General features: G+C 54.9%; 17 protein-coding genes and 1 riboswitch. Of the genes, 9 read left to right on the top strand and 8 right to left on the bottom strand.

Going from position 1 to position 18,547, the window contains the following annotated elements:
* Nucleotides 1-109: 109 nt before the first annotated feature.
* Genes hutI through HZ995_RS04670 form a run of 5 tightly spaced genes read left to right on the top strand, consistent with a single transcriptional unit; the run spans nucleotide 110 to nucleotide 6,691 of the window.
* Nucleotides 110-1,324 carry an imidazolonepropionase gene (gene hutI / locus HZ995_RS04690; RefSeq protein WP_209357514.1) on the top strand — a complete coding sequence of 405 codons (1,215 nt, stop codon included), beginning with the start codon at nucleotides 110-112 and terminating at the stop codon, nucleotides 1,322-1,324.
* A 23-nt stretch (nucleotides 1,325-1,347) separates the two neighbouring features.
* A complete protein-coding gene (gene hutH / locus HZ995_RS04685) occupies nucleotides 1,348-2,847 on the top strand; it encodes a histidine ammonia-lyase (protein WP_245168756.1) in 1,500 nt (499 codons plus the stop codon).
* Nucleotides 2,847-3,650, top strand: a complete 804-nt coding sequence (gene hutG, locus HZ995_RS04680; RefSeq protein WP_209357512.1) for an N-formylglutamate deformylase — start codon at nucleotides 2,847-2,849, stop codon at nucleotides 3,648-3,650. The genes hutH and hutG overlap by 1 nt, the downstream gene beginning before the upstream one ends.
* A 4-nt stretch (nucleotides 3,651-3,654) precedes the next feature.
* A complete protein-coding gene (hutU, locus tag HZ995_RS04675; RefSeq protein WP_209357511.1) occupies nucleotides 3,655-5,325 on the top strand; it encodes a urocanate hydratase in 1,671 nt (556 codons plus the stop codon).
* A gap of 4 nt (nucleotides 5,326-5,329) precedes the next feature.
* Nucleotides 5,330-6,691, top strand: coding sequence for a formimidoylglutamate deiminase (locus tag HZ995_RS04670; protein WP_209357510.1), 1,362 nt, complete (start codon nucleotides 5,330-5,332; stop codon nucleotides 6,689-6,691).
* On the opposite strand, the gene HZ995_RS04665 is transcribed toward HZ995_RS04670, so the two are convergent.
* From HZ995_RS04665 to HZ995_RS04630, 8 genes are all read right to left on the bottom strand, one after another.
* The gene (locus HZ995_RS04665) at nucleotides 6,688-7,518 is read right to left on the bottom strand and encodes a hypothetical protein (RefSeq protein WP_209357509.1); all 831 of its coding nucleotides are present in this window, start codon (nucleotides 7,516-7,518) and stop codon (nucleotides 6,688-6,690) included. The two genes, HZ995_RS04670 and HZ995_RS04665, sit on opposite strands and share 4 nt — an antisense overlap.
* Nucleotides 7,518-9,083 carry an acyl-CoA synthetase gene (locus HZ995_RS04660; RefSeq protein WP_209357508.1) on the bottom strand — a complete coding sequence of 522 codons (1,566 nt, stop codon included), beginning with the start codon at nucleotides 9,081-9,083 and terminating at the stop codon, nucleotides 7,518-7,520. The genes HZ995_RS04665 and HZ995_RS04660 overlap by 1 nt, the downstream gene beginning before the upstream one ends.
* A 77-nt stretch (nucleotides 9,084-9,160) precedes the next feature.
* Nucleotides 9,161-10,210: a FecCD family ABC transporter permease gene (locus HZ995_RS04655; protein ID WP_209357507.1), complete on the bottom strand. Its 1,050-nt coding sequence runs from the start codon at nucleotides 10,208-10,210 to the stop codon at nucleotides 9,161-9,163.
* Nucleotides 10,210-11,145 (bottom strand): ABC transporter substrate-binding protein, encoded by a 936-nt coding sequence (locus tag HZ995_RS04650; RefSeq protein WP_209357506.1) that lies wholly within the window; start codon nucleotides 11,143-11,145, stop codon nucleotides 10,210-10,212. Before HZ995_RS04650 ends, HZ995_RS04655 begins: the two co-directional genes overlap by 1 nt.
* An 11-nt stretch (nucleotides 11,146-11,156) precedes the next feature.
* Complete coding sequence (locus HZ995_RS04645; protein WP_209357505.1) at nucleotides 11,157-11,939, bottom strand: ABC transporter ATP-binding protein; 783 nt, start codon at nucleotides 11,937-11,939, stop codon at nucleotides 11,157-11,159.
* A complete protein-coding gene (locus HZ995_RS04640) occupies nucleotides 11,936-12,343 on the bottom strand; it encodes a DUF1636 family protein (protein ID WP_209357504.1) in 408 nt (135 codons plus the stop codon). The genes HZ995_RS04645 and HZ995_RS04640 overlap by 4 nt, the downstream gene beginning before the upstream one ends.
* A gap of 105 nt (nucleotides 12,344-12,448) precedes the next feature.
* A riboswitch (cobalamin riboswitch) is annotated at nucleotides 12,449-12,661 on the bottom strand.
* 386 nt (nucleotides 12,662-13,047) lie between these two features.
* Nucleotides 13,048-13,794 carry an HNH endonuclease gene (locus HZ995_RS04635; RefSeq protein WP_209357503.1) on the bottom strand — a complete coding sequence of 249 codons (747 nt, stop codon included), beginning with the start codon at nucleotides 13,792-13,794 and terminating at the stop codon, nucleotides 13,048-13,050.
* Complete coding sequence (locus HZ995_RS04630; RefSeq protein WP_209357502.1) at nucleotides 13,787-15,007, bottom strand: AAA family ATPase; 1,221 nt, start codon at nucleotides 15,005-15,007, stop codon at nucleotides 13,787-13,789. The genes HZ995_RS04635 and HZ995_RS04630 overlap by 8 nt, the downstream gene beginning before the upstream one ends.
* Before the next feature lie 252 nt (nucleotides 15,008-15,259).
* Between HZ995_RS04630 and HZ995_RS04625 the strand changes: the two genes are divergently transcribed.
* The 4 genes from HZ995_RS04625 to HZ995_RS04610 all read left to right on the top strand — a co-directional run bounded on the left by HZ995_RS04625 (nucleotide 15,260) and on the right by HZ995_RS04610 (nucleotide 18,507).
* Nucleotides 15,260-15,727 carry a BRO-N domain-containing protein gene (locus HZ995_RS04625; protein ID WP_209357501.1) on the top strand — a complete coding sequence of 156 codons (468 nt, stop codon included), beginning with the start codon at nucleotides 15,260-15,262 and terminating at the stop codon, nucleotides 15,725-15,727.
* Nucleotides 15,728-15,792: 65 nt separating this feature from the next.
* On the top strand, nucleotides 15,793-16,569 hold the full coding sequence (locus tag HZ995_RS04620) for an NYN domain-containing protein (RefSeq protein ID WP_209357500.1): 777 nt from the start codon (nucleotides 15,793-15,795) through the stop codon (nucleotides 16,567-16,569).
* A 322-nt stretch (nucleotides 16,570-16,891) separates the two neighbouring features.
* Nucleotides 16,892-17,704 (top strand): HNH endonuclease, encoded by an 813-nt coding sequence (locus HZ995_RS04615; RefSeq protein WP_209357499.1) that lies wholly within the window; start codon nucleotides 16,892-16,894, stop codon nucleotides 17,702-17,704.
* A 125-nt stretch (nucleotides 17,705-17,829) separates the two neighbouring features.
* Entirely contained in the window at nucleotides 17,830-18,507 is a 678-nt protein-coding gene (locus tag HZ995_RS04610) for a recombinase family protein (RefSeq protein WP_209357498.1), read from the top strand.
* Nucleotides 18,508-18,547: the final 40 nt, after the last annotated feature.

The following is an 18,547-nucleotide window of genomic DNA, read 5'->3' as shown; positions in this document are numbered from 1 at the left end:
CATTAATAGTGGACATAACCCAAAATAAGAAGCCAGAAGCTCTGTTTTTATGTATAGACATAAAATGTTAAAAAGCATACCTAATGTGTGAAGTGATGAAAGAGGGCTCATGTCGTCAGGGAAAATCTTTGCTGGAGGTCCGGTCGCAACCATGGATGGGGATGCGCCCTATGGGCTTTTGCCTGATGGGGCCGTTGCCGTTGCGGATGGTTTGATCGCGTGGGTTGGGGCTGCAAGCGATGTGCCTACAGCCTTTGAGGGATATGAAAAGCACGACCTAAAAGGCCGCCTGATCACGCCTGCTTTGATCGATTGCCACACGCATGTCGTTTACGGCGGCAATCGTGCGCGGGAATTCGAAATGCGCTTGCAAGGCGCGACCTATGAAGAGGTCGCGCGGGCAGGGGGCGGCATTGTCTCGACAGTCAAAGCGACCCGCGCTGCGCCGCTCGATGAACTCGTGCAAGACGCATTGGCGCGCGTGGATGCGATGATCGCCGAGGGGGTCTCTGCTATCGAGATCAAATCCGGCTATGGGCTGGATCTGGAAACAGAGTTGAGGATGCTGCGGGCCGCGCGCCAGATCGCGACCCTGCGCCAGATTGACGTTAAGACCACCTACCTCGGCGCGCATGCGACTCCCCCAGAATATAAGGGCCGAGAGGATGCCTATATCGACGAAGTTGTTCTTCCAGCGCTCAATGCCGCCCATGTTGAGGGTTTGGTCGATGCGGTCGACGGATTCTGCGAGGGTATCGCGTTCAAGCCCCATCACATCGCGCGAGTCTTTGACGCGGCAAAAGCGCTTGGCTTGCCAGTCAAACTACATGCAGAACAGCTCAGCAACCTTGGGGGCGCAAAACTCGCGGCGTCTTACGGTGCTTTGTCCGCGGATCACATCGAATACCTCGACGAAGACGGCGTGATCGCGATGGCAGACGCGGGCACAATTGGGGTGGTCCTGCCGGGGGCATTTTACACGCTGCGCGAAACGCAAAAGCCGCCCATCGATCTGTTGCGCCAACATAATGTACCGATTGCGCTGGCGACGGATTGCAATCCGGGCTCGTCTCCGCTGACCTCACTCTTGCTGACGATGAATATGGCGAGCACGCTGTTCCGATTGACTCCAGAGGAGTCTCTTGCCGGCGTCACGCGCAATGCGGCGCGGGCTTTGGGTCTGGAGGACCGGGGTGTCCTTTCACGCGGGTTGCGCGCGGATCTTGCGATTTGGGACGTCAGCCACCCGTCTGAACTTGCCTATCGCATCGGGTTCAACCCTCTACACACACGTATTTTCGGAGGTGACCTGTGCAGCGCATAACGCTCGTACCTGGGCAAGTGAGCATGGCCCAATTGGAGGCCGTCTATCGTCAAGAGGCGGTCGCACAGCTTGACGAAGGGTGCCGCGACGCAGTTGATCGTGCGGCGGCGCGGATTGCGGAGGCTGCAGATGGGGATGTGCCCGTCTATGGCGTAAATACCGGCTTTGGGAAACTCGCGAGCCTAAAGATCGAAGCCAAAGACACGGCTAAGCTCCAGCGCAACCTGATCCTGAGCCACTGCTGCGGCGTCGGCGAGGCAATGCCCGTTGAATTGGTCCGGCTGATGATGACGCTCAAGCTGCTTAGTTTTGGGCGTGGCGCGTCCGGTGTGCGATGGGAACTCGTTCAGCTTTTGCAGGATATGTTGGCCCTCGGCGTGACCCCTATCGTGCCCGCCCAAGGATCCGTCGGAGCCTCAGGCGACCTCGCGCCTTTGTCGCATATGACGGCGGTTTTGATCGGCGAAGGCGAAGCGGGTTTTCAGGGCGAAACACTCCCCGGACAAGAAGCTTTGGCCAAAGCGGGTCTCACACCCATTGAGCTCGGCCCGAAAGAAGGGCTGGCCTTTATCAACGGCACACAGTTTTCGACAGCCTACGCCTTGTCGGGCCTGTTTGAGGCATGGCGCGCGGCAGGGAACGCTTTGGCGATTTCGGCGTTGTCCACTGACGCGATTATGGGCTCCACCGCGCCGCTGCAGCCAGAGATTCATTCCTTGCGCGGTCATCGCGGCCAGATCGAGGCGGCCAGTGCGATGCGCGCGATCCTTGAGGGCTCGCAGATCCGCGAGAGCCACCGTGAAGGCGACAGCCGCGTGCAGGATCCCTACTGCATTCGCTGCCAACCGCAGGTCACAGGCGCTGCGATGGACGTCTTGCGCCAAGCCGCCGTGACTCTGGAAATCGAAGCAAATGCCGCGACGGACAATCCTTTGGTTTTGACCGAAGCAGGGTTGATTGTGTCCGGCGGAAATTTCCATGCGGAACCTGTGGGTTTCGCTGCCGATATGATCGCCTTGGCCCTGTCAGAAATAGGCGCCATCGCCCAGCGGCGCATTGCCTTGATGGTCGATCCTACGCTGAGCTTTGACTTGCCTCCGTTTCTGACTCCTGAGCCTGGTTTGAACTCTGGTCTTATGATTGCCGAAGTCACCACCGCCGCCCTGATGAGCGAAAACAAACATCTCGCCAACCCCTGCGTGACCGACAGCACGCCTACTTCGGCCAACCAAGAAGACCATGTCTCGATGGCCGCCCATGGGGCTCGGCGATTGGGGCAGATGTGCGAAAACCTGAACCACATTCTGGGCGTAGAGCTTTTGTGTGCCGCCCAAGGCGTTGAATTCCGCGCGCCTTTGGTCACGAGCGCGCCTTTGCAGAACGCTGTCGCGCGCCTACGTGAAGACATTCCGCCTCTGACGGAAGACCGCTATATGGCGCCCGATCTCAGCCGAGCGAAAGAGCTTGTCGCATCTGGTGCGATCATAGCAGCCATGGGCTCTGACATGCCGGAGCTTGGGTGATGCAGGTATTTGATGTCATTGCTGGCGATGGTCCGATTGTGCTGGGCCAACCGCACGGGGGAACCCATGTGCCGCCTGAAATCGCCACGCGGCTAAACCAGAATGGCGCAGCTTTGGCGGATACAGACTGGCACGTAACCAGACTCTATGAAGGGCTTTTGCCGTCAGCAACAGTGGTTAAATCCAACATCCATCGCTATGTGATAGACGCCAATCGAGACCCTGAAGGCGCGTCGCTCTATCCCGGTCAAAACACAACGACGCTGGTGCCTTTGACTGATTTCGATGGGTTGGCGATCTGGAAGGACGGGCAAGAGCCATCCGAGGACGAGATCGAAACCCGTCGCAGAACCTATCACGCGCCCTATCATCAGGCTTTGTCGGATGCTTTGAACAAGGCAAAGGCCCGGCATGGCGTTGCGATCCTGTTTGACTGCCACTCAATCCGTTCAAACATCCCGTTCTTGTTTGACGGAGAATTGCCGGTTTTCAACACGGGAACCAATTCGGGTGAAACATGTGCCGCGCAGATCGAGTCAGCAGTGCATGACGCCGCGCGATCCTCGGGTGTGTCTTCTGTCCTCAATGGCCGCTTCAAAGGCGGCTGGACCACACGCCACTATGGGCGGCCTGACAGTGGAACTCACGCTATCCAAATGGAGCTCGCACAGCGCGCGTACATGCATGAGGCCGCGCCTTGGACCTATGCCGAGGACCGCGCGCGTCATGTTCGCCCGGTGCTGCAGCACATGCTTCAAACCCTAAACGACCTCGCCCTGTCGGGCGCATTGACAAAGGAGTGACCCAATGAGCGATCCTCGCAAGAACAGTCGCGACGTTTTTCCGCCGACAGGCACCGAGCTCAATGCCAAAAGCTGGCTGACGGAAGCGCCGTTGCGGATGTTGATGAACAACCTGCATCCGGATGTGGCCGAGAACCCGCATGAGCTGGTGGTCTACGGTGGTATCGGCCGCGCGGCGCGGACATGGAAGGACTTCGATCTGATCGTAGACAGCCTCAAGGATCTTGAGGCCGATGAGACCCTGATCGTGCAATCCGGCAAACCCATCGCAATCATCAAAACCCACAAAGATGCTCCACGGGTCTTGATCGCGAATTCTAACCTCGTGCCGCATTGGGCGAATTGGGATCACTTCAACGCGCTCGATAAGAAGGGTCTTGCGATGTACGGCCAGATGACCGCGGGATCGTGGATCTATATCGGCTCGCAGGGCATCGTTCAGGGCACATATGAAACCTTTATGGAGGCAGGCCGGCAGCACTATGGCGGCAACCTCAAAGGGCGTTGGATCCTGACAGGCGGTCTTGGCGGCATGGGCGGCGCGCAACCCTTGGCGGCCGTTATGGCGGGGGCCTGTTGTCTGGCCGTGGAATGCGACGAAAAATCCGCCGAGTTCCGCAAGCGTACACGCTACGTCGATGAGATCACCCATGATCTGGACGACGCCATTGCTATGATCGAGCAATGGACAAAGGCAGGAGAGGCCAAATCCGTTGGCCTTATTGGCAACGCGGCTGACGTCTTCCCAGAAATCTACAAGCGCGGTATTCGCCCGGATATCGTGACGGATCAAACCTCGGCCCATGACCCGCTGAATGGATATTTGCCACAGGGCTGGAGTGTCGCCGAATGGCGCGCCAAGGCGGAGACCGCCCCGAAAGAGGTCGAGGCCGCGGCCCGCTCCTCGATGAAAGTGCACGTCGCGGCCATGGTGGATTTCTGGAACGACGGCGTGCCGACGGTCGATTATGGCAACAACATTCGTCAGGTGGCCTTGGAAGAAGGGCTCACGAACGCATTCGCCTTCCCAGGCTTCGTGCCCGCCTATATCCGCCCGCTCTTTTGCAAAGGTATTGGCCCGTTTCGCTGGGCCGCTTTGTCCGGTGATCCAGAGGATATCTACAAGACCGACCAGAAGGTCAAAGAGCTGCTGCCAGACAACACCCATCTGCACAATTGGCTCGACATGGCGCGCGAGCGCATCGCGTTTCAGGGTCTGCCTGCGCGGATCTGCTGGGTGGGCCTAGGGGATCGCCACCGCTTGGGTCTGGCCTTCAACGAGATGGTCAAAAACGGAGAACTGAAGGCTCCGGTTGTGATTGGGCGCGACCATTTGGATTCAGGCTCTGTCGCCTCCCCCAACCGCGAGACCGAAGCGATGATGGATGGATCTGATGCGGTGTCAGACTGGCCGCTTCTGAACGCACTTGTGAACACTGCGTCAGGGGCGACATGGGTTTCCTTGCATCATGGCGGAGGCGTTGGCATGGGGTTCAGCCAACACGCGGGCGTCGTGATCTGCGCAGATGGCACCGATGAAGCAGCGGAGCGTCTGAAGCGGGTCTTGTGGAATGACCCAGCCTCGGGCGTTTGGCGTCACGCGGATGCGGGATATGAGGCCGCGAAAGACTGCGCAAGGGTCAACGGTCTTCGGCTTCCGGCAATTTTGGGCTGAGGGGATGCGTATTCACGCCCGACATATGTTGATGGGGGACAAATGGGTTTCTGACGCGCTGGTGACCAGCGCCGCCGGTAAAATCGCATCCATCGATCTTGGCGTTCGGCCCGAACCTCAAGACCACCGTGTCGACATCTTATTGCCCGCGCTTGCTAACCTGCACAGCCACACGTTTCAGCGTGCCATGGCCGGAATGACCGAAGTGCGCGCGGCGGGCAAAGAGAGTTTCTGGACGTGGCGCGACCTCATGTATCGCTTCCTGAACCACCTGAAGCCAGACCACTACGAGGCCATCGCCGCCTTGGCCTTTATGGAGATGCAAGAGGCCGGTTTCGCCTCGGTCGGTGAGTTCCACTATGTGCATCACCAACAGTGTGGCGCGTCCTATGACGATCCGGCCGAACTCAGTGCGCGTGTGTTTTCAGCGGCCAATGAAACAGCCATTGGCCTGACGCATTTGCCGGTGCTCTACACCTATGGCGGGGTCAATCAAGAGCCCTTGTCAGGTGGTCAACTGCGATTTGCCAACGACGTCGAGGGCTTTCTCAAACTGCACGAGGCCTGCGCATCGCAGCTTGGCCATTTGCCGAAAGATTCCAATCTCGGCATCGCGCCCCATTCCTTGCGAGCCACCTCTCCGAGCGATCTGACGCAGGTTCTTGGGGCCAGACCCAGCGGCCCCGTCCACATCCATATCGCAGAACAAATGCGCGAAGTCGCCGAGGTGCAGGCCAAGCTAGGTGCGCGCCCCGTGGAATGGCTGCTTGATCACGTGGAGGTCGACGCGCGGTGGTGCCTCGTTCATGCAACGCATATGAGCGATGCTGAAACCGCCGCGCTTGCCGAAAGTGGCGCGGTCGCGGGTCTCTGCCCGATCACCGAAGCCAACCTAGGAGACGGAGCCTTTAACGGGCCCAGGTTTCTCGAGCACGGCGGAGCTTTTGGCATAGGCTCGGATTCAAACGTGCGGATCTCCGTGGCCGAAGAATTGCGAACGCTGGAGTATTCGCAACGGCTGCGGGACATGCAACGCAATCTCATGATCAAGGGGAGCGGATCGGTCGGCCAAGCCTTGTATAAATGGGCGGCACAGGGCGGCGCACAGGCCCTTGCGCGCGCGTCCGGAGAGATCAAGGTCGGGCTTTGGGCGGACCTCGTGGCGCTTGATCAAGATCATCCGTCTCTTTGCGCCCTAAAGCCAGATCAACTCCTTGATGGGTTTTGTTTTGCGGGAGGTAATGACCTTGTCACCGATTGCTGGTCAGCGGGCCGACATATGGTGAAAGACGGCCAGCATGCGCATCGAGAGGCAATCCTTTCGCGCTATCGATCTGCAATGTCGGACTTGGTCTCCGCCCTCTAGCTGGTGCGGCGCAAAACCAGTTCAGCAGTCACTAAAATTGCGTTTTCGCCGCGGACAAGTCGGCCACTCATGATCTTGCTGCCGTCAATCCCTACGATCACGATTTCCGGCGTTGGTGCGTCGGGACCAACGCGCGCGTCTGTGATCAGAAACTCGGTGGCATGGCTGTCCAAAACAGAGCCGTCCTCAAACACGGCGCCGATCAGGCTGCCCAATCCCACAACTTCGGCAGAGCCCCATCCGAGGTTGTGCACGGCAGTTTCCAGCGCGATTGTGACGTCTTGGTTCGGCGCTAATCTTAGCGCGGCATAGCCTTGGTCCCGCGCATCCAAGTCCTTCACAGAGAAGAGGTCAAAATTCGTCTCAGGATCGGGTTGTCGATCAAATTGAGCCCCGATCAAGCCGATGCCTTTTGCCACAACGGGTTCAGACAAAACGCTGGTGGGCGCGAGGATATGGCCGAAGGCGTCCTCGATTGCCGCATCGCCCCATAGCCCGTGGCCGTGCAGAAAGCTCTGACCTTCGTGCTGCCCAACGATCATGCCAAGACGCGTGATCAGACCGTTCTCAAGGCTGTGGGTTTTGGAGTACCACGCCACATGCTGGTCGTCCGGCGCGTGGTCAGGGATCACGTAGTTCAGACTCTCAAACGGAGCCCCGGAAAGAGTGAGCCAGGCACTGTCGACCTCTTGATCTTTCAGGGCTTCGGCGACTGCGGTTTCCAGTGGGATACGCGCCGCGAGGGTCACAGAGATGGGGCGGCCCTCGCCGGCCACGACCTGTTGACGTTCAACTATGATCGGCCCCGGATGTTTGATCGTTCGCATCAGGTTAAGCCCTCTGATTGACGCCGTTCCAGTTCCGCGCGCACGAGACGTTTGGCCATTTTCCCATAGCCTGACTTCGGGATCTCGTCCCAGATATGGAACTGACGGGGCATCTTGTAGGACGCGATTTTGTCCTTAAGAAAGGCCTCCAGTTCGGCTGTTTCAACATCTTCACCAGCGTCCAGCGCTACGACCGCAACGCCGATCTCTCCCCAGGTTTCATCAGGAATGCCAAAGATCGCCACCTCTGAGACCGACGGATGGGTCAACAACTTCTCTTCGATTTCGCGCGGATAGATGTTGGAGCCGCCCGAGATATACATGTCTGACGCCCGCCCGGTGATATAGACATAGCCGTCGGGGTCCATATGCCCAAGGTCGCCGGTGCGGAACATGCCATTGCGGAAACTCTCGGCATTGGCTTTCGGGTTTTGCCAATAGCCCGCAAAGACCGCAGGGCCGGTGACGCAGATTTCACCGGTGACATTCGGCGCGCAGTGGGTGCCGTCGTCGGCTTGGATTTCGACCTGCATGCCGGTGCGTGGATAGCCGCAGGTGCCGTCGCGGCTGTGATCGGTGGTGCTGTGGTCCTCGGTTGGAAAGACGGTAATCGCGCCCGTGACCTCTCCGAGACCGAAGTATTGGACGATCACCGGCCCCAGAGTTTCCAGTGCGCGGATCTGATCGGCCCGATACATAGGCGCGCCGGCATAGATCACATGCTTGAGCGTGCTGTAGTTAAACTTCGCGACTGCGGGCGCCTCGACCATACGCTTAAGTATGGTGGGGACCGTGAACATATTGGTGACGCCATATGTCTCAACCAGACGCCAGATTTCCTCGGTGTCAAACTGTCGCGAGGTGGTGAGGATCGTCGGCGCGCCTTTGGCCGCGATCATCAGATGATGCATGCCCGCGCCATGTGACAAAGGCGCGACCACCAAGGAGGCGTCCGCCTTTGTAGCACCGGGAACCAGATCGCAGAGGTGATTGTTGATCACGAACCCCAACTGTCCATGGGTAAGCATCGCGGCTTTGGGGCGGCCAGACGTGCCGGATGTAAAAAACAGCCAAGCCAGATCGTCGCGGTCAACCACGGCCAGAGGTGGCGTAGATGTGACCTCGCACATCAAGACATCAATGCTCGGGGCGAAATCCGCATCACCGATTGCGATGACGGTTTCGGGGCCTTTGACTTTCGCGTGCTCGGGAAAGGTTGCGTCGCACAAAAGGAGCTTGGCCCCTGACAGCTCGGCCATCCACGCCAGATCATCCGGTGCGCCGCGAAAATTCGCGGGCACCCAGGCCGCACCTACGCGAAAGCAGGCGTACATGCTTTCGATCATCTGGTTGCAATTGCGCGACTGCACCAGAACCCGGTCTCCTTTAGAGACGCCGTGATCTGCGAAAACAGCGGCCATTGCCTTGACGCGCACATCAAACTCGGCCCAGTTCCATACCTTGTCTCCCCAGATCACTGCAGGCAGGTCTTTAAGGCGACGGGCCTGTTGTTCGGGGAAATGGGCCAGGTTCATCGTCCGAGTGGAAAATGGCGGGATCGTCATGTGCTGGCCCTTTGCAACTGCTAAGCTGGGTCTAGGCTATATCTGAAATCCATCGCGGGCCAGAGATCTGATTGCACCTAGCGTCTGCTCAGCAACCAGACAAAGAAACACCCGCCAATAAGGCCTGTTACGATGCCGATGGGCATGTCTTCGGGTGCCATGATCGTGCGGGCGGCGATGTCGGCCCACAAAACGAAAACCGCGCCGAGCAAAGCTGAAACGGGGATGAGTTTCTGATAGTCGCCACCGACCAAAAGCCGTGCGATATGGGGCATCATCAAGCCGACAAAGCCGATCATACCTGAAAAGGCGACCATGACCCCAGTGATCAGTGCGCCAATCACAAAGACCGACAGGCGAAACCGCACGACGTTTAGGCCAAGCGTGGCGGCTGTTTCGTCGCCAATGGTCATGGCGTTCAAGTCAGCGGATCGGACATAGAGCCAACCCAGACAAGGGAGCAGAATGATCAGCGGATAGATGAGGTGGGACCATTGCGCGAGGCCGAGGCCTCCGAGCATCCAAAAGACGACAGTATGGGTTGCGCGCGGATCGCCCAGAAAAATCAGAATATTGGCGCAGGCCATAATGATGAAGGAAATCGCAACGCCCGTCAGGACGAGGCGGTCAGCGCTTGTGGCCGACGCAAAACTGGACACCGCAAGCACCAAGAGGGTTGCCACCAATGCGCCTGCGAAGGCCAACAGAGGCACGGTCAGAAGGCCAAGAAAAAGCCCCGTGTGCAGCAATGCAAGAATCGCTCCAAAAGCGCCGCCTGAGGAGATTCCTAGCAGATGCGGATCGGCCAGTGGGTTGCGTGTCACCGCTTGCAGCGACGCTCCTACGGCGGCCAAACCAGCGCCAACCATTAACGCCAGCAACGCGCGCGGGAAACGGATGTCCCAGACGATCGCGGTACGGCCTTTGGACCAGGTTGCTTCAATCAAATCAGGGGAAAACTTGTTCAGCACCACGCCCCAGACGGTGCTCGCGGGCACAGGAACTGCGCCCACGCTGACAGCTACGGTGACCGAAGCCAGCAGCAAAATCGCCGCAAGCACAATGTTGCGAGACAAAGAGCCTGCCCATTTAAACGGGCGGGCTTTGCTGGCTTCGGTGCGGACCATTAGTTGCTCCAGAATCCGTCGGCCAGTTTCTTGACTGCGTTGATGTTGCGTGGACCTGGGGTCGCTTCAACATATTCCAGAGTCACGAAACGGTCGTTTTTGACGGCGTCCAGATCTGCAAAAGCAGGGTTGTTCATCATGAAGGCGCGCTTTTCTGCGGCGGTCACATTGCCGTAGTTCACGATCACCACGACCTCAGGGTTACGCTCGACCACGGCTTCCCACGTGACGGTGCCCCAGCTTTTCTCGAAGTCGTTCATGATGTTGGTGCCGCCTGCTGCTTCGATCAGCGCGGTTGGCATCGCGTACAGACCTGCGGTGAAGGGGGTGTCTTCGCCAGAGTCATAGACGAACACGCGCAGAGGCTCGTCTGCGGTTTCCAGAGATCCGGTGAAATTGGCCAGCTCTGCTTTATAGCCGTCTACCAGCGCGTTGGCTTTGTCTTTGACGTCAAAGATCGCGCCGAGGTTCAGGATGTCATTGTACATGTCATCCATGCTGGCTTTGCCTTTTTCACTGATGTGAATGCAGCTTTCGGTCAGCTCATAGACGTCGATGCCAAAGGGCGCGAGGGTCTCTGGCGTGACTTCGCCGCCGACCTTCATGCCATAGTTCCAGCCCGCAAAGAAGAAATCCGCATCCGCGCCGATCAGCACTTCTTTGGTTGGGTATTTGGCCGAAAGCTCTGGCAGTTCTTCAACGCCCGCGCGCATCTCTTCGTCCAGCGTTTTCCAGCCAGATATGCCTGTGTAGCCAACCATTTTGTCCGCCAGTCCCAGCACCAGCATCATTTCAGTCAGGTTGACGTCGTTCGAGATCGCGGCCTGCGGCACGCCGTCAAAAGTTACCTCGCGGTTACAGCTTTGCACTGTAGTCTCAGCAAGCGTCATGGATGCAACGCAAGACAGCCCCATTGCGAGTGGGAGGAGTTTCATTGGGGAACCTTTCATGAATTCAATTGGAAAGAGAAGTGGTTGTTCTGGCTCTTGCTGAGCTTTTCAAGCTGAGCAGTCACGCTGAATGCGCCAGAGACCAGAGTTTCTGTCAGAACCTCTTCAGGAGGTCCGAATGCGATTGTGTGGCCGTGTTCCATAACCAGAATATCGTCGCAATAGGCTGCGGCTACATTGAGGTCATGCAAAGAGACGACGACCGTCACGTCCATATCTTTCACCAGCTGCAGAAGCTCGAGCTGGTGTTGGATGTCGAGGTGGTTCGTGGGTTCGTCCAGAACCAACAAGCGCGGCTCTTGCGCGAGAGCACGCGCCATCATAACGCGCTGGCGCTCTCCGCCAGACAGGGTGCCAAGCTGGCGATCCGCGAGCTGTGACAGGTCTGCCTGTTCCAGAACCCTGTCGATGATCTGCGCACAATTCTGGCCCGGCGAGGAAAATCCCAAACGATGGGGTAGGCGGCCGAGGGTCACGATGTCTCGGACGGTCAGAGCAAAGTCGTTGGGTTGTTCCTGCAAGACAGCGGCGACAATGCGTGCCGCGGACCTTGGCGCGATGGCCCAGATGTCTTGGTCGTCAACTTTGATCGTTCCCGTCGTTGGGGCCTGATAGCGATACAAGGACCGCAGCAGTGTGGATTTACCCGCGCCATTGGCTCCGACCACGCCAAGGATACGACCGCAGTCCAGCGTAAAACTGGTGGAATGCAGAATAAACGGCGCTTTCCGCGAAGGGCGCCAGCTGAGGTTCTCGACTGTGAGTTTCGCGTGGCTCAATGCGCAAACTCCTCTGTAGGTTCCAGCGCGATCATGCTCGAAGGTACCCGCGCGAGCGTCGACTTGCGCAGTTTGCCGGGACGATCGACCGAAGAACACCAGCCGTCGTGGAGATAGGCGTATTGCTGAGCGAATTCGACCAGGTCCTGAATGTCGGTGTCCGGGTCAATATCGCCGAACAGGTAGGTCGCCTTTTGCGAACCATAGTACGCCACGGTGCAGGGCCGGTCGCACCCTGCCATGCAGGCGACCCCAGAGATTTCAAAATCCTCGGGAATCGCATCACCTGCCATCTCGATGGCGCTGCGTAGTTTCTTGATGAGGTCAAAGCCCGGCTTACAGCTCGTGCCCTTGTGCTTGCAGCTCGTGCAAACTGTTATTCTATGAGACGTCGTTTTGCCCATGTCGCCCTCCGCGCATGTGCGAGGCGAAAAAGGAGCCAGATTTTTGAACGGCTACGGCCGAAAAATAAGTCATATTAGCTACCTTCCGAGCCACCCCGCCCGGGTTAAGTTACACGCTCGATGGCAGGTCTCCTGACTTACGGCTTGTATCGGTCTGTCCCTTCCCAGCCCGAATGAGGGCCAGTGGTTTGACAGAGCGCTTACCGTTCACAGTTGCGGGGGCAGTCGCTGAATTGGCACATTTATCGCGCCGCACAGCGTTCCCTTTTCATCCCTATGTGCCTTGGCACGTCGAGAACCATCACAAACCGACGTGCCTGTCCTTGTTGAGTCTGTCAAGTCGGCAATTGCTTGAGCGCAAGTTTGCGATCTAGTTTGTGCAAGTTTGAGTGGACTTGCTGCTGTGTCAATACAGCATTCTGCAGACCTGATCGGGGGTATTAGCCCACCAACATAAATGGGTCGGAGGTCGTCGAATTCGAAGTCAATGAACCCAAGTGCGAAAGGCACGCGTTGACGCTTTTGCCAATCTGGGAACAACTCAAATCGAGTTGAAAGATTTGGTGGAGCCTAGGGGGGACGCGTATTGGCTGTTAAAGTTATTAAAATACAGTATGTTACAGGCACTCTACTGTGTTCACTGTTGCACTCAAATGTAGCACTAAGCAAGCTTTAACTGATTAAATCTCTTGTTTCGTTCCCATCTAAAAATCCAGCATAAGGGTGCGAGCGTTTTCTTCAAGTTCTTCAAGGTCCGCCCATTCATCGTAGGCCTCCAGAGTGTCGCGAATCCACACGTAATCGGGGTCGCTTAACAGTACAGTCGCTGCAACCGCGCTAAAGGCGGCACTTGGCTGTGCCTCACGAAGCAGCCGCTCTACGCCGCGCTTGATTTTTGCCCATTTGCGAGCGGTTTGATTGCCCTGTTGGTATTCCTCCAGGTCAGCGCGGAGGCCCTCGAGAGCTTCGCAGATTGCTTCTCCCACTTTCAGGCGAACGCCCACCAGCTTTTGGGAATCGTTTAGGTAAAGAGCATCGATAATCGTCCTCCGTCCCAACTCGGTTCGCCACCTTAGCCGGTAGTCTTTAAAGAACATATGCGCTGATGGGTCCGCGTCATACGGGTTTAAGATCATACCATCAGTTTCAACATTGTAGGTGCCTTTCCTCCCGTTGCATCTTTTACAAGAAGGCAGGAGGTTCTCCCACTCGACGACCATTTCCGGAAATTCGTCTTTGTGTCGAAAATGCTCGACTTCCATATATTTAGACTCTTCGGCAATATTGACTTCGCAATAGGCGCACTTGTCAGAGGAGCTTGCGAGTAGAGGTGCTTTAATTTGTTTCTTGTTCCAAACAGACTGCCTAGTCTCGGCATATTTATCTGTTAATTCTTGAACGGTTTCTTCGTCTAGAAAATCAGGTTTTTGCGCTCTTGTGAGTTTAATCATCTTTAGCCTCTTCGGCCCTATCGTCATATGCAAATGGTGCAGATTGAATTTTAATAAGCTTTAATAATGGGTTATTTGGATGGAGCATTTTCTCTAGTTCGGCCAATGCTTCATTTCCTCGTTGAGAATCTTCCGCATCCAAGGCGAAGTCGAATTTCCGCATAGCATCGCGGAAAGTTTTGGTTCGTGTGTTTTCGACTCCCATAACTTCTTCAAGAATTTCCTCTATCGTCCAACCCGCAAATCCGTACTTCCCTGTCAAAGTGTTCTTGCATTCAACATTGCCCATTCGGTCACGCCTAAGCGAAATTACGTCGTTTGCGTGAGCGGCCTGCACAACGTGAGGGCTGTGTGTGGTTGCAATGATTTGCGCCATTGGAAAAGCGGTTGTGAGAATACGCCCGATCTGTTGCTGCCAAGTTGGATGAAGGTGAAGATCAATCTCATCAACCAAGATAACACCAGAAAACTGCTTGGCGGACACATCTAACCTGCGGAACTCAATTTCCTTAATAATGCTTAGAAGCAAAAAGTAGGTTGACCGAAAACCGGATGACATTAGCTCAAAAGGGATAGTGCCGTTGGGCGTTGAGACAAGTATGTCGAACGTAGTAACATCGACTTCTGCAAGTGAAATATCTTCGTCAAGGACTGAAAAAAGCCAAGTGGCAGTGGCAAGATTTTCAGTCATATGAGGCGTCCAGCTACTTTTCTCCGCGTGCGGAGACAGCAAATATCTATTGGTGAGCCAAGACTTAATCTCGTTGGCACTGAGATCAGCGGCGACTTTCTGATTGATTTGCTGGAGATCAAATTTAGGGTCGCGCGAAATGGCATTTTGAACAAAATACTTGAGGTCTCTAGAGGCCCTGACATGGATTAAATTCACAGCTTCTGGCAAATTAGCCCTAGTGAACTCACCTTTCTCTGGACTCATTTCATTAAAGTCGTTCCTGAGCTCATTTCCGGAACCTAACGTCTTGTACTTAAGCGCAACCGAGCCACTCTCAGCAGCTTGGCGTCTTTTTATTCGATGATGTTCACCACGGCTCCATGAAGCTGTAATGGCTTCCAGGATCGTAGTTTTGCCAACTCCATTTTCTCCACAAATTAAATGAATCCCAGCTTGATCTCCGAAATTCATATCCAACGAAGGAAAAGGGCCAATATTTGACAGATGAAGTTCGTTTATTCTCAAAGCTGGACTATTCAAAATCACTTCCCGCTATTTTACTAAATTTTAATAATCCTATTATTGTGATCAAAAGAATTGATTGGCAACCAGTAAGCAAAATTGGCGGACCAAAACACCTGTGTTGCATATCCAACCTAGAGTTCGCCATTGACAAGCGACTGTCCAACGGCACGTCCAAATATTGCCGCCATTAATTCCTGACCTACACAGTTAACCAGTCGCTGTGTCACACGCTTAAATTTTTTCCCCTAAGTGTGAGGAGGCGATCTGATGACTGACCAACTGAGAACCTTCGAAGCGCCTCAACTGGGCAACCTTAAATTCACTGTATGGGACCGTGAAGGTGAGCCTTGGTTTATCGCCAAGGAGGTGTGCCAAGCGCTGGACCTCAGTTTACGGTCTGGCCCCTCCCGATGGACCGTTTCACTACCGAAGGATGAGAAGTTCAAAGCAACTCGCAACGAACTACCTCTGTTTTTCGAAGGTAGTCGCGCTCCCTCGTATCTCTTCATTTCAGAGTCCGGCCTCTACAAGCTGATCATGCGGTCCAACAAACCTGAAGCCGCTCAGTTCCAAGACTGGGTGACCAAGGTGGTCCTCCCTGCGATCCGAAAGGATGGGGCTTACGTAGAAGGTGAGGAGAAGCTGGCCTCCGGTGAGATGTCTGAGGATGAGTTTGTCTTCAAAGTGGTGGAGTTCGCCGACAAAGCCATGGAGATCATGCAGGGGCGAATTTAGGTTATCGACTGGTATAAGCTTCGGTTTCAGTGCAAGATGGTTTTAAATTTAATTCAGGAAATTAGATGACTGGCTTTGCTTTTATCGACGCCGACAACATCTATAGGGCGCTTTGTGATAAGCTAAGCCAGGCGGGTGTCCCCGAGAGTTGCATACCGAAAATTCGCATTAACAACCTCTTTCGCGAATATGCCAGAAGCTACGTCTACTATGCACGAAAAGATGATGAAGAATTACCCGATTGGGTGGTAGACCTGCAGCGAAGTAGTGGGTTCATTCTCCGGCTTTCCAAGACCACCCAGAAAGGTAAGCAGACTAAGCAACAGGGTGTCGATGTTCATTTAGCTATCGAGGCAATTCAACATTCCTATCGTGGTACAATGACCAAGTGCGGACTGTTTTCGGGTGACGGTGACTTCTTGCCCTTGATTGATGCATTAACAAATAACGGGACCATCGTGCAGGTGCACAGTTTTGGTAACCCTGAGAAAGGGACCGTTGCCCCTGAGTTACGGAACCGAGCCGATAATTACATTCGGTTGGATCGAGCTGCCATATTGTCCTGCATTCCGGTTGAAGAGAACAGCGTTCAACCAAAATCTATATCTAACCAACCCTTCATCACACCCGATGCTACGACAGCCGTGTTTGAACTGGAAGGAGCGAAGCTTCCGATTTGGAAAGTGGACCATCTATTTGGCTCCTCCTTTGTGTTTGAACTGAGGTCGGTTGTGGCCGCGTTCAATCAAGCAACGTATCGATTTAAGAGCGTCGAAGAAGCTATCATTTTCTATCTAATGTCCCCAAGCTATGTGAGACGAAACATATTTGTTCTGCCCTGAAAGCAGCGACTATTTTTGCAGCAAATTTTTGAATCCCTTTTTCGGTTGTATCGCACCCTAATTTACCCCCCGTACCCCCTCCGTGCTTGGATTTGGCTCGCTCCTCCACGTGGTTTAGTCCGCCCTGGGGTCTTTTTCCTGAACTGACAGCAAGTGGGTGCCCACTTGAAGGTTACCCCAGGGGTGCCTCACTAGGCCTTGCTCCAGAGAGACATCGAAATCAAAACCAAAACATAGAGTTTATTGCGCCTTCTGGTTGTTGCCTAGCTGTCGGGCACACCCTAGGATTCTTGTGAGACACATTTTGTATTAGGAGTTTGCTATGTCGTGGGGTTTTTTGCCTGGCCGCACTTACCATCGCCGAAACGACATCCACAAGCATTTCTCGGGTCAGCAACAAGGCGGCATCATAACACCCGCAAACCATAATTTGGTGATCCTAATAACAGGTAGTGCTGGGGAACAACATGGGTATGGCGACCGGATTAGGGACGATGGCGTTTTCGAGTACTTTGGAGAAGGGCAAGTCGGAGACATGCAGATGGTTCGTGGAAACAAAAGAATCCTCGAACACTCTGAGCAAGGTCGAGACCTTCTGCTTTTCCAGAAAGTAAACAAGGGGCTCCGTTTTGAGGGTGAATTCGTTTGCCAAGGTTTCCATCATGAAATTGCTCCAGACACCGAGGGAAACAGCCGCCAGGCAATCGTATTTGAGCTTGTTCCAATAGAAGCTCTATCGGAGGATCTCGCGGAGTCTCCACCCACTCAAGATGAACTGCGCAAAATGCGTGAAAAAGCATATGAGGCGGCAAGAAGTGACCCAAGAAAGCGTAGTGCTAATTCGTCTTTATTTGAAAGAAGTCGCGTAGTTAGAGATTACGTACTGGCTCGTGCGAATGGCCGTTGCGAATACTGCCAATCGACCGCACCGTTTATCACCACTAAAGGATCACCTTTTTTAGAAGTTCACCACATCATGAGGCTTTCTGATGGCGGTCCCGACAGTCCTGAACATCTCATTGGCCTTTGCCCAAATTGTCACCGCCAGGCGCATTATGGCGCGGACCGGGAGGCTTGCAACGAACAAATGGCTGAGATTTCGCGGAAATCAGAAAGTGCGCCTACCGACAATTAGATGTCCACTAGGGTATACTGCAATGTACGCCAATTAGGTTGCAGTATAAGAGTCCGTTAGGGTGTGTTCATTTTTTCGTACACTCCAATCACCGGACGCGATTTCAACGTACACCAGGGGGCCCAATGACCAAGACCTTATTATATGCGCGAGTCTCGACAAATGATCAGAACCTTGAACATCAACTTAGCCAGGCTGAGGCGGCAGGTTTTGTGATTGACGAAGTTGTCGCTGATCACGGTGTTTCGGGGGTGAGTACAAAGTTATCTCAACGAGCTGAAGGCAAGCGCTTGTATGACAAGCTCCGCGATGGAGACATACTGGTTGTACGTTGGGTGGACCGGCTGGGGCGTAATTACCAAGATGTGACCGAGGCGATCCGGCATTTCATGAAACAAGGTGTAGTAATCAGAACGGTTATTAACAATCTGACTTTCAATGGAGCTACCAAGGACCCCATGCAGCAAGCCGTTCGGGACGCATTGATTGCGTTCATGGCAGCTACTGCCGAGGCACAAGCCGAAGCCATCAAAGAGGCCCAGAAGGCAGGCATCGAGGCGGCGAAAGCAGATGGATCAAAATACAGGGGTAAGAAACCCAGTTTCACGCGGCAACAATACAATGTCGTTTGTCAGATGTCGGCAAAAGGAGAAGGGCCTACTGCGATTGTGAATGCCACCGATCCAGTGATGAACAGCGAGATGAACGGCAAGAACGCAAGTAAGCTGACTCGGCAAACCGTGATCAGGATTAGGAATGACCCTAAGGGTGCAGCCCAAGCACTTGAGCGATGGGGACTCTGAATTTTTAGCGCTTAGGAATTGTTCTAGAATAAGCAATGCT

This window comes from Cognatishimia activa (assembly GCF_017798205.1).
GTDB classification, from domain to species: Bacteria; Pseudomonadota; Alphaproteobacteria; order Rhodobacterales; family Rhodobacteraceae; genus Cognatishimia; species Cognatishimia activa_A.
The sequence above is the reverse complement of the archived record's forward strand: the minus strand, read 5'-3'. Positions and strand labels throughout refer to the sequence as shown.

Excerpts from the sequence above, each read along its gene's own strand:
- hutI (WP_209357514.1), top strand. The coding sequence starts at position 110 with ATGTCGTCAGGGAAAATCTTTGCTGGAGGTCCGGTCGCAACCATGGAT.
- hutH (WP_245168756.1), top strand. The coding sequence starts at position 1,348 with ATGGCCCAATTGGAGGCCGTCTATCGTCAAGAGGCGGTCGCACAGCTT.
- hutG (WP_209357512.1), top strand. The coding sequence starts at position 2,847 with ATGCAGGTATTTGATGTCATTGCTGGCGATGGTCCGATTGTGCTGGGC.
- hutU (WP_209357511.1), top strand. The coding sequence starts at position 3,655 with ATGAGCGATCCTCGCAAGAACAGTCGCGACGTTTTTCCGCCGACAGGC.
- HZ995_RS04670 (WP_209357510.1), top strand. The coding sequence starts at position 5,330 with ATGCGTATTCACGCCCGACATATGTTGATGGGGGACAAATGGGTTTCT.
- HZ995_RS04665 (WP_209357509.1), bottom strand. The coding sequence starts at position 7,518 with ATGCGAACGATCAAACATCCGGGGCCGATCATAGTTGAACGTCAACAG.
- HZ995_RS04660 (WP_209357508.1), bottom strand. The coding sequence starts at position 9,083 with ATGACGATCCCGCCATTTTCCACTCGGACGATGAACCTGGCCCATTTC.
- HZ995_RS04655 (WP_209357507.1), bottom strand. The coding sequence starts at position 10,210 with ATGGTCCGCACCGAAGCCAGCAAAGCCCGCCCGTTTAAATGGGCAGGC.
- HZ995_RS04650 (WP_209357506.1), bottom strand. The coding sequence starts at position 11,145 with ATGAAACTCCTCCCACTCGCAATGGGGCTGTCTTGCGTTGCATCCATG.
- HZ995_RS04640 (WP_209357504.1), bottom strand. The coding sequence starts at position 12,343 with ATGGGCAAAACGACGTCTCATAGAATAACAGTTTGCACGAGCTGCAAG.
- HZ995_RS04635 (WP_209357503.1), bottom strand. The coding sequence starts at position 13,794 with ATGATTAAACTCACAAGAGCGCAAAAACCTGATTTTCTAGACGAAGAA.
- HZ995_RS04625 (WP_209357501.1), top strand. The coding sequence starts at position 15,260 with ATGACTGACCAACTGAGAACCTTCGAAGCGCCTCAACTGGGCAACCTT.
- HZ995_RS04620 (WP_209357500.1), top strand. The coding sequence starts at position 15,793 with ATGACTGGCTTTGCTTTTATCGACGCCGACAACATCTATAGGGCGCTT.
- HZ995_RS04615 (WP_209357499.1), top strand. The coding sequence starts at position 16,892 with ATGTCGTGGGGTTTTTTGCCTGGCCGCACTTACCATCGCCGAAACGAC.
- HZ995_RS04610 (WP_209357498.1), top strand. The coding sequence starts at position 17,830 with ATGACCAAGACCTTATTATATGCGCGAGTCTCGACAAATGATCAGAAC.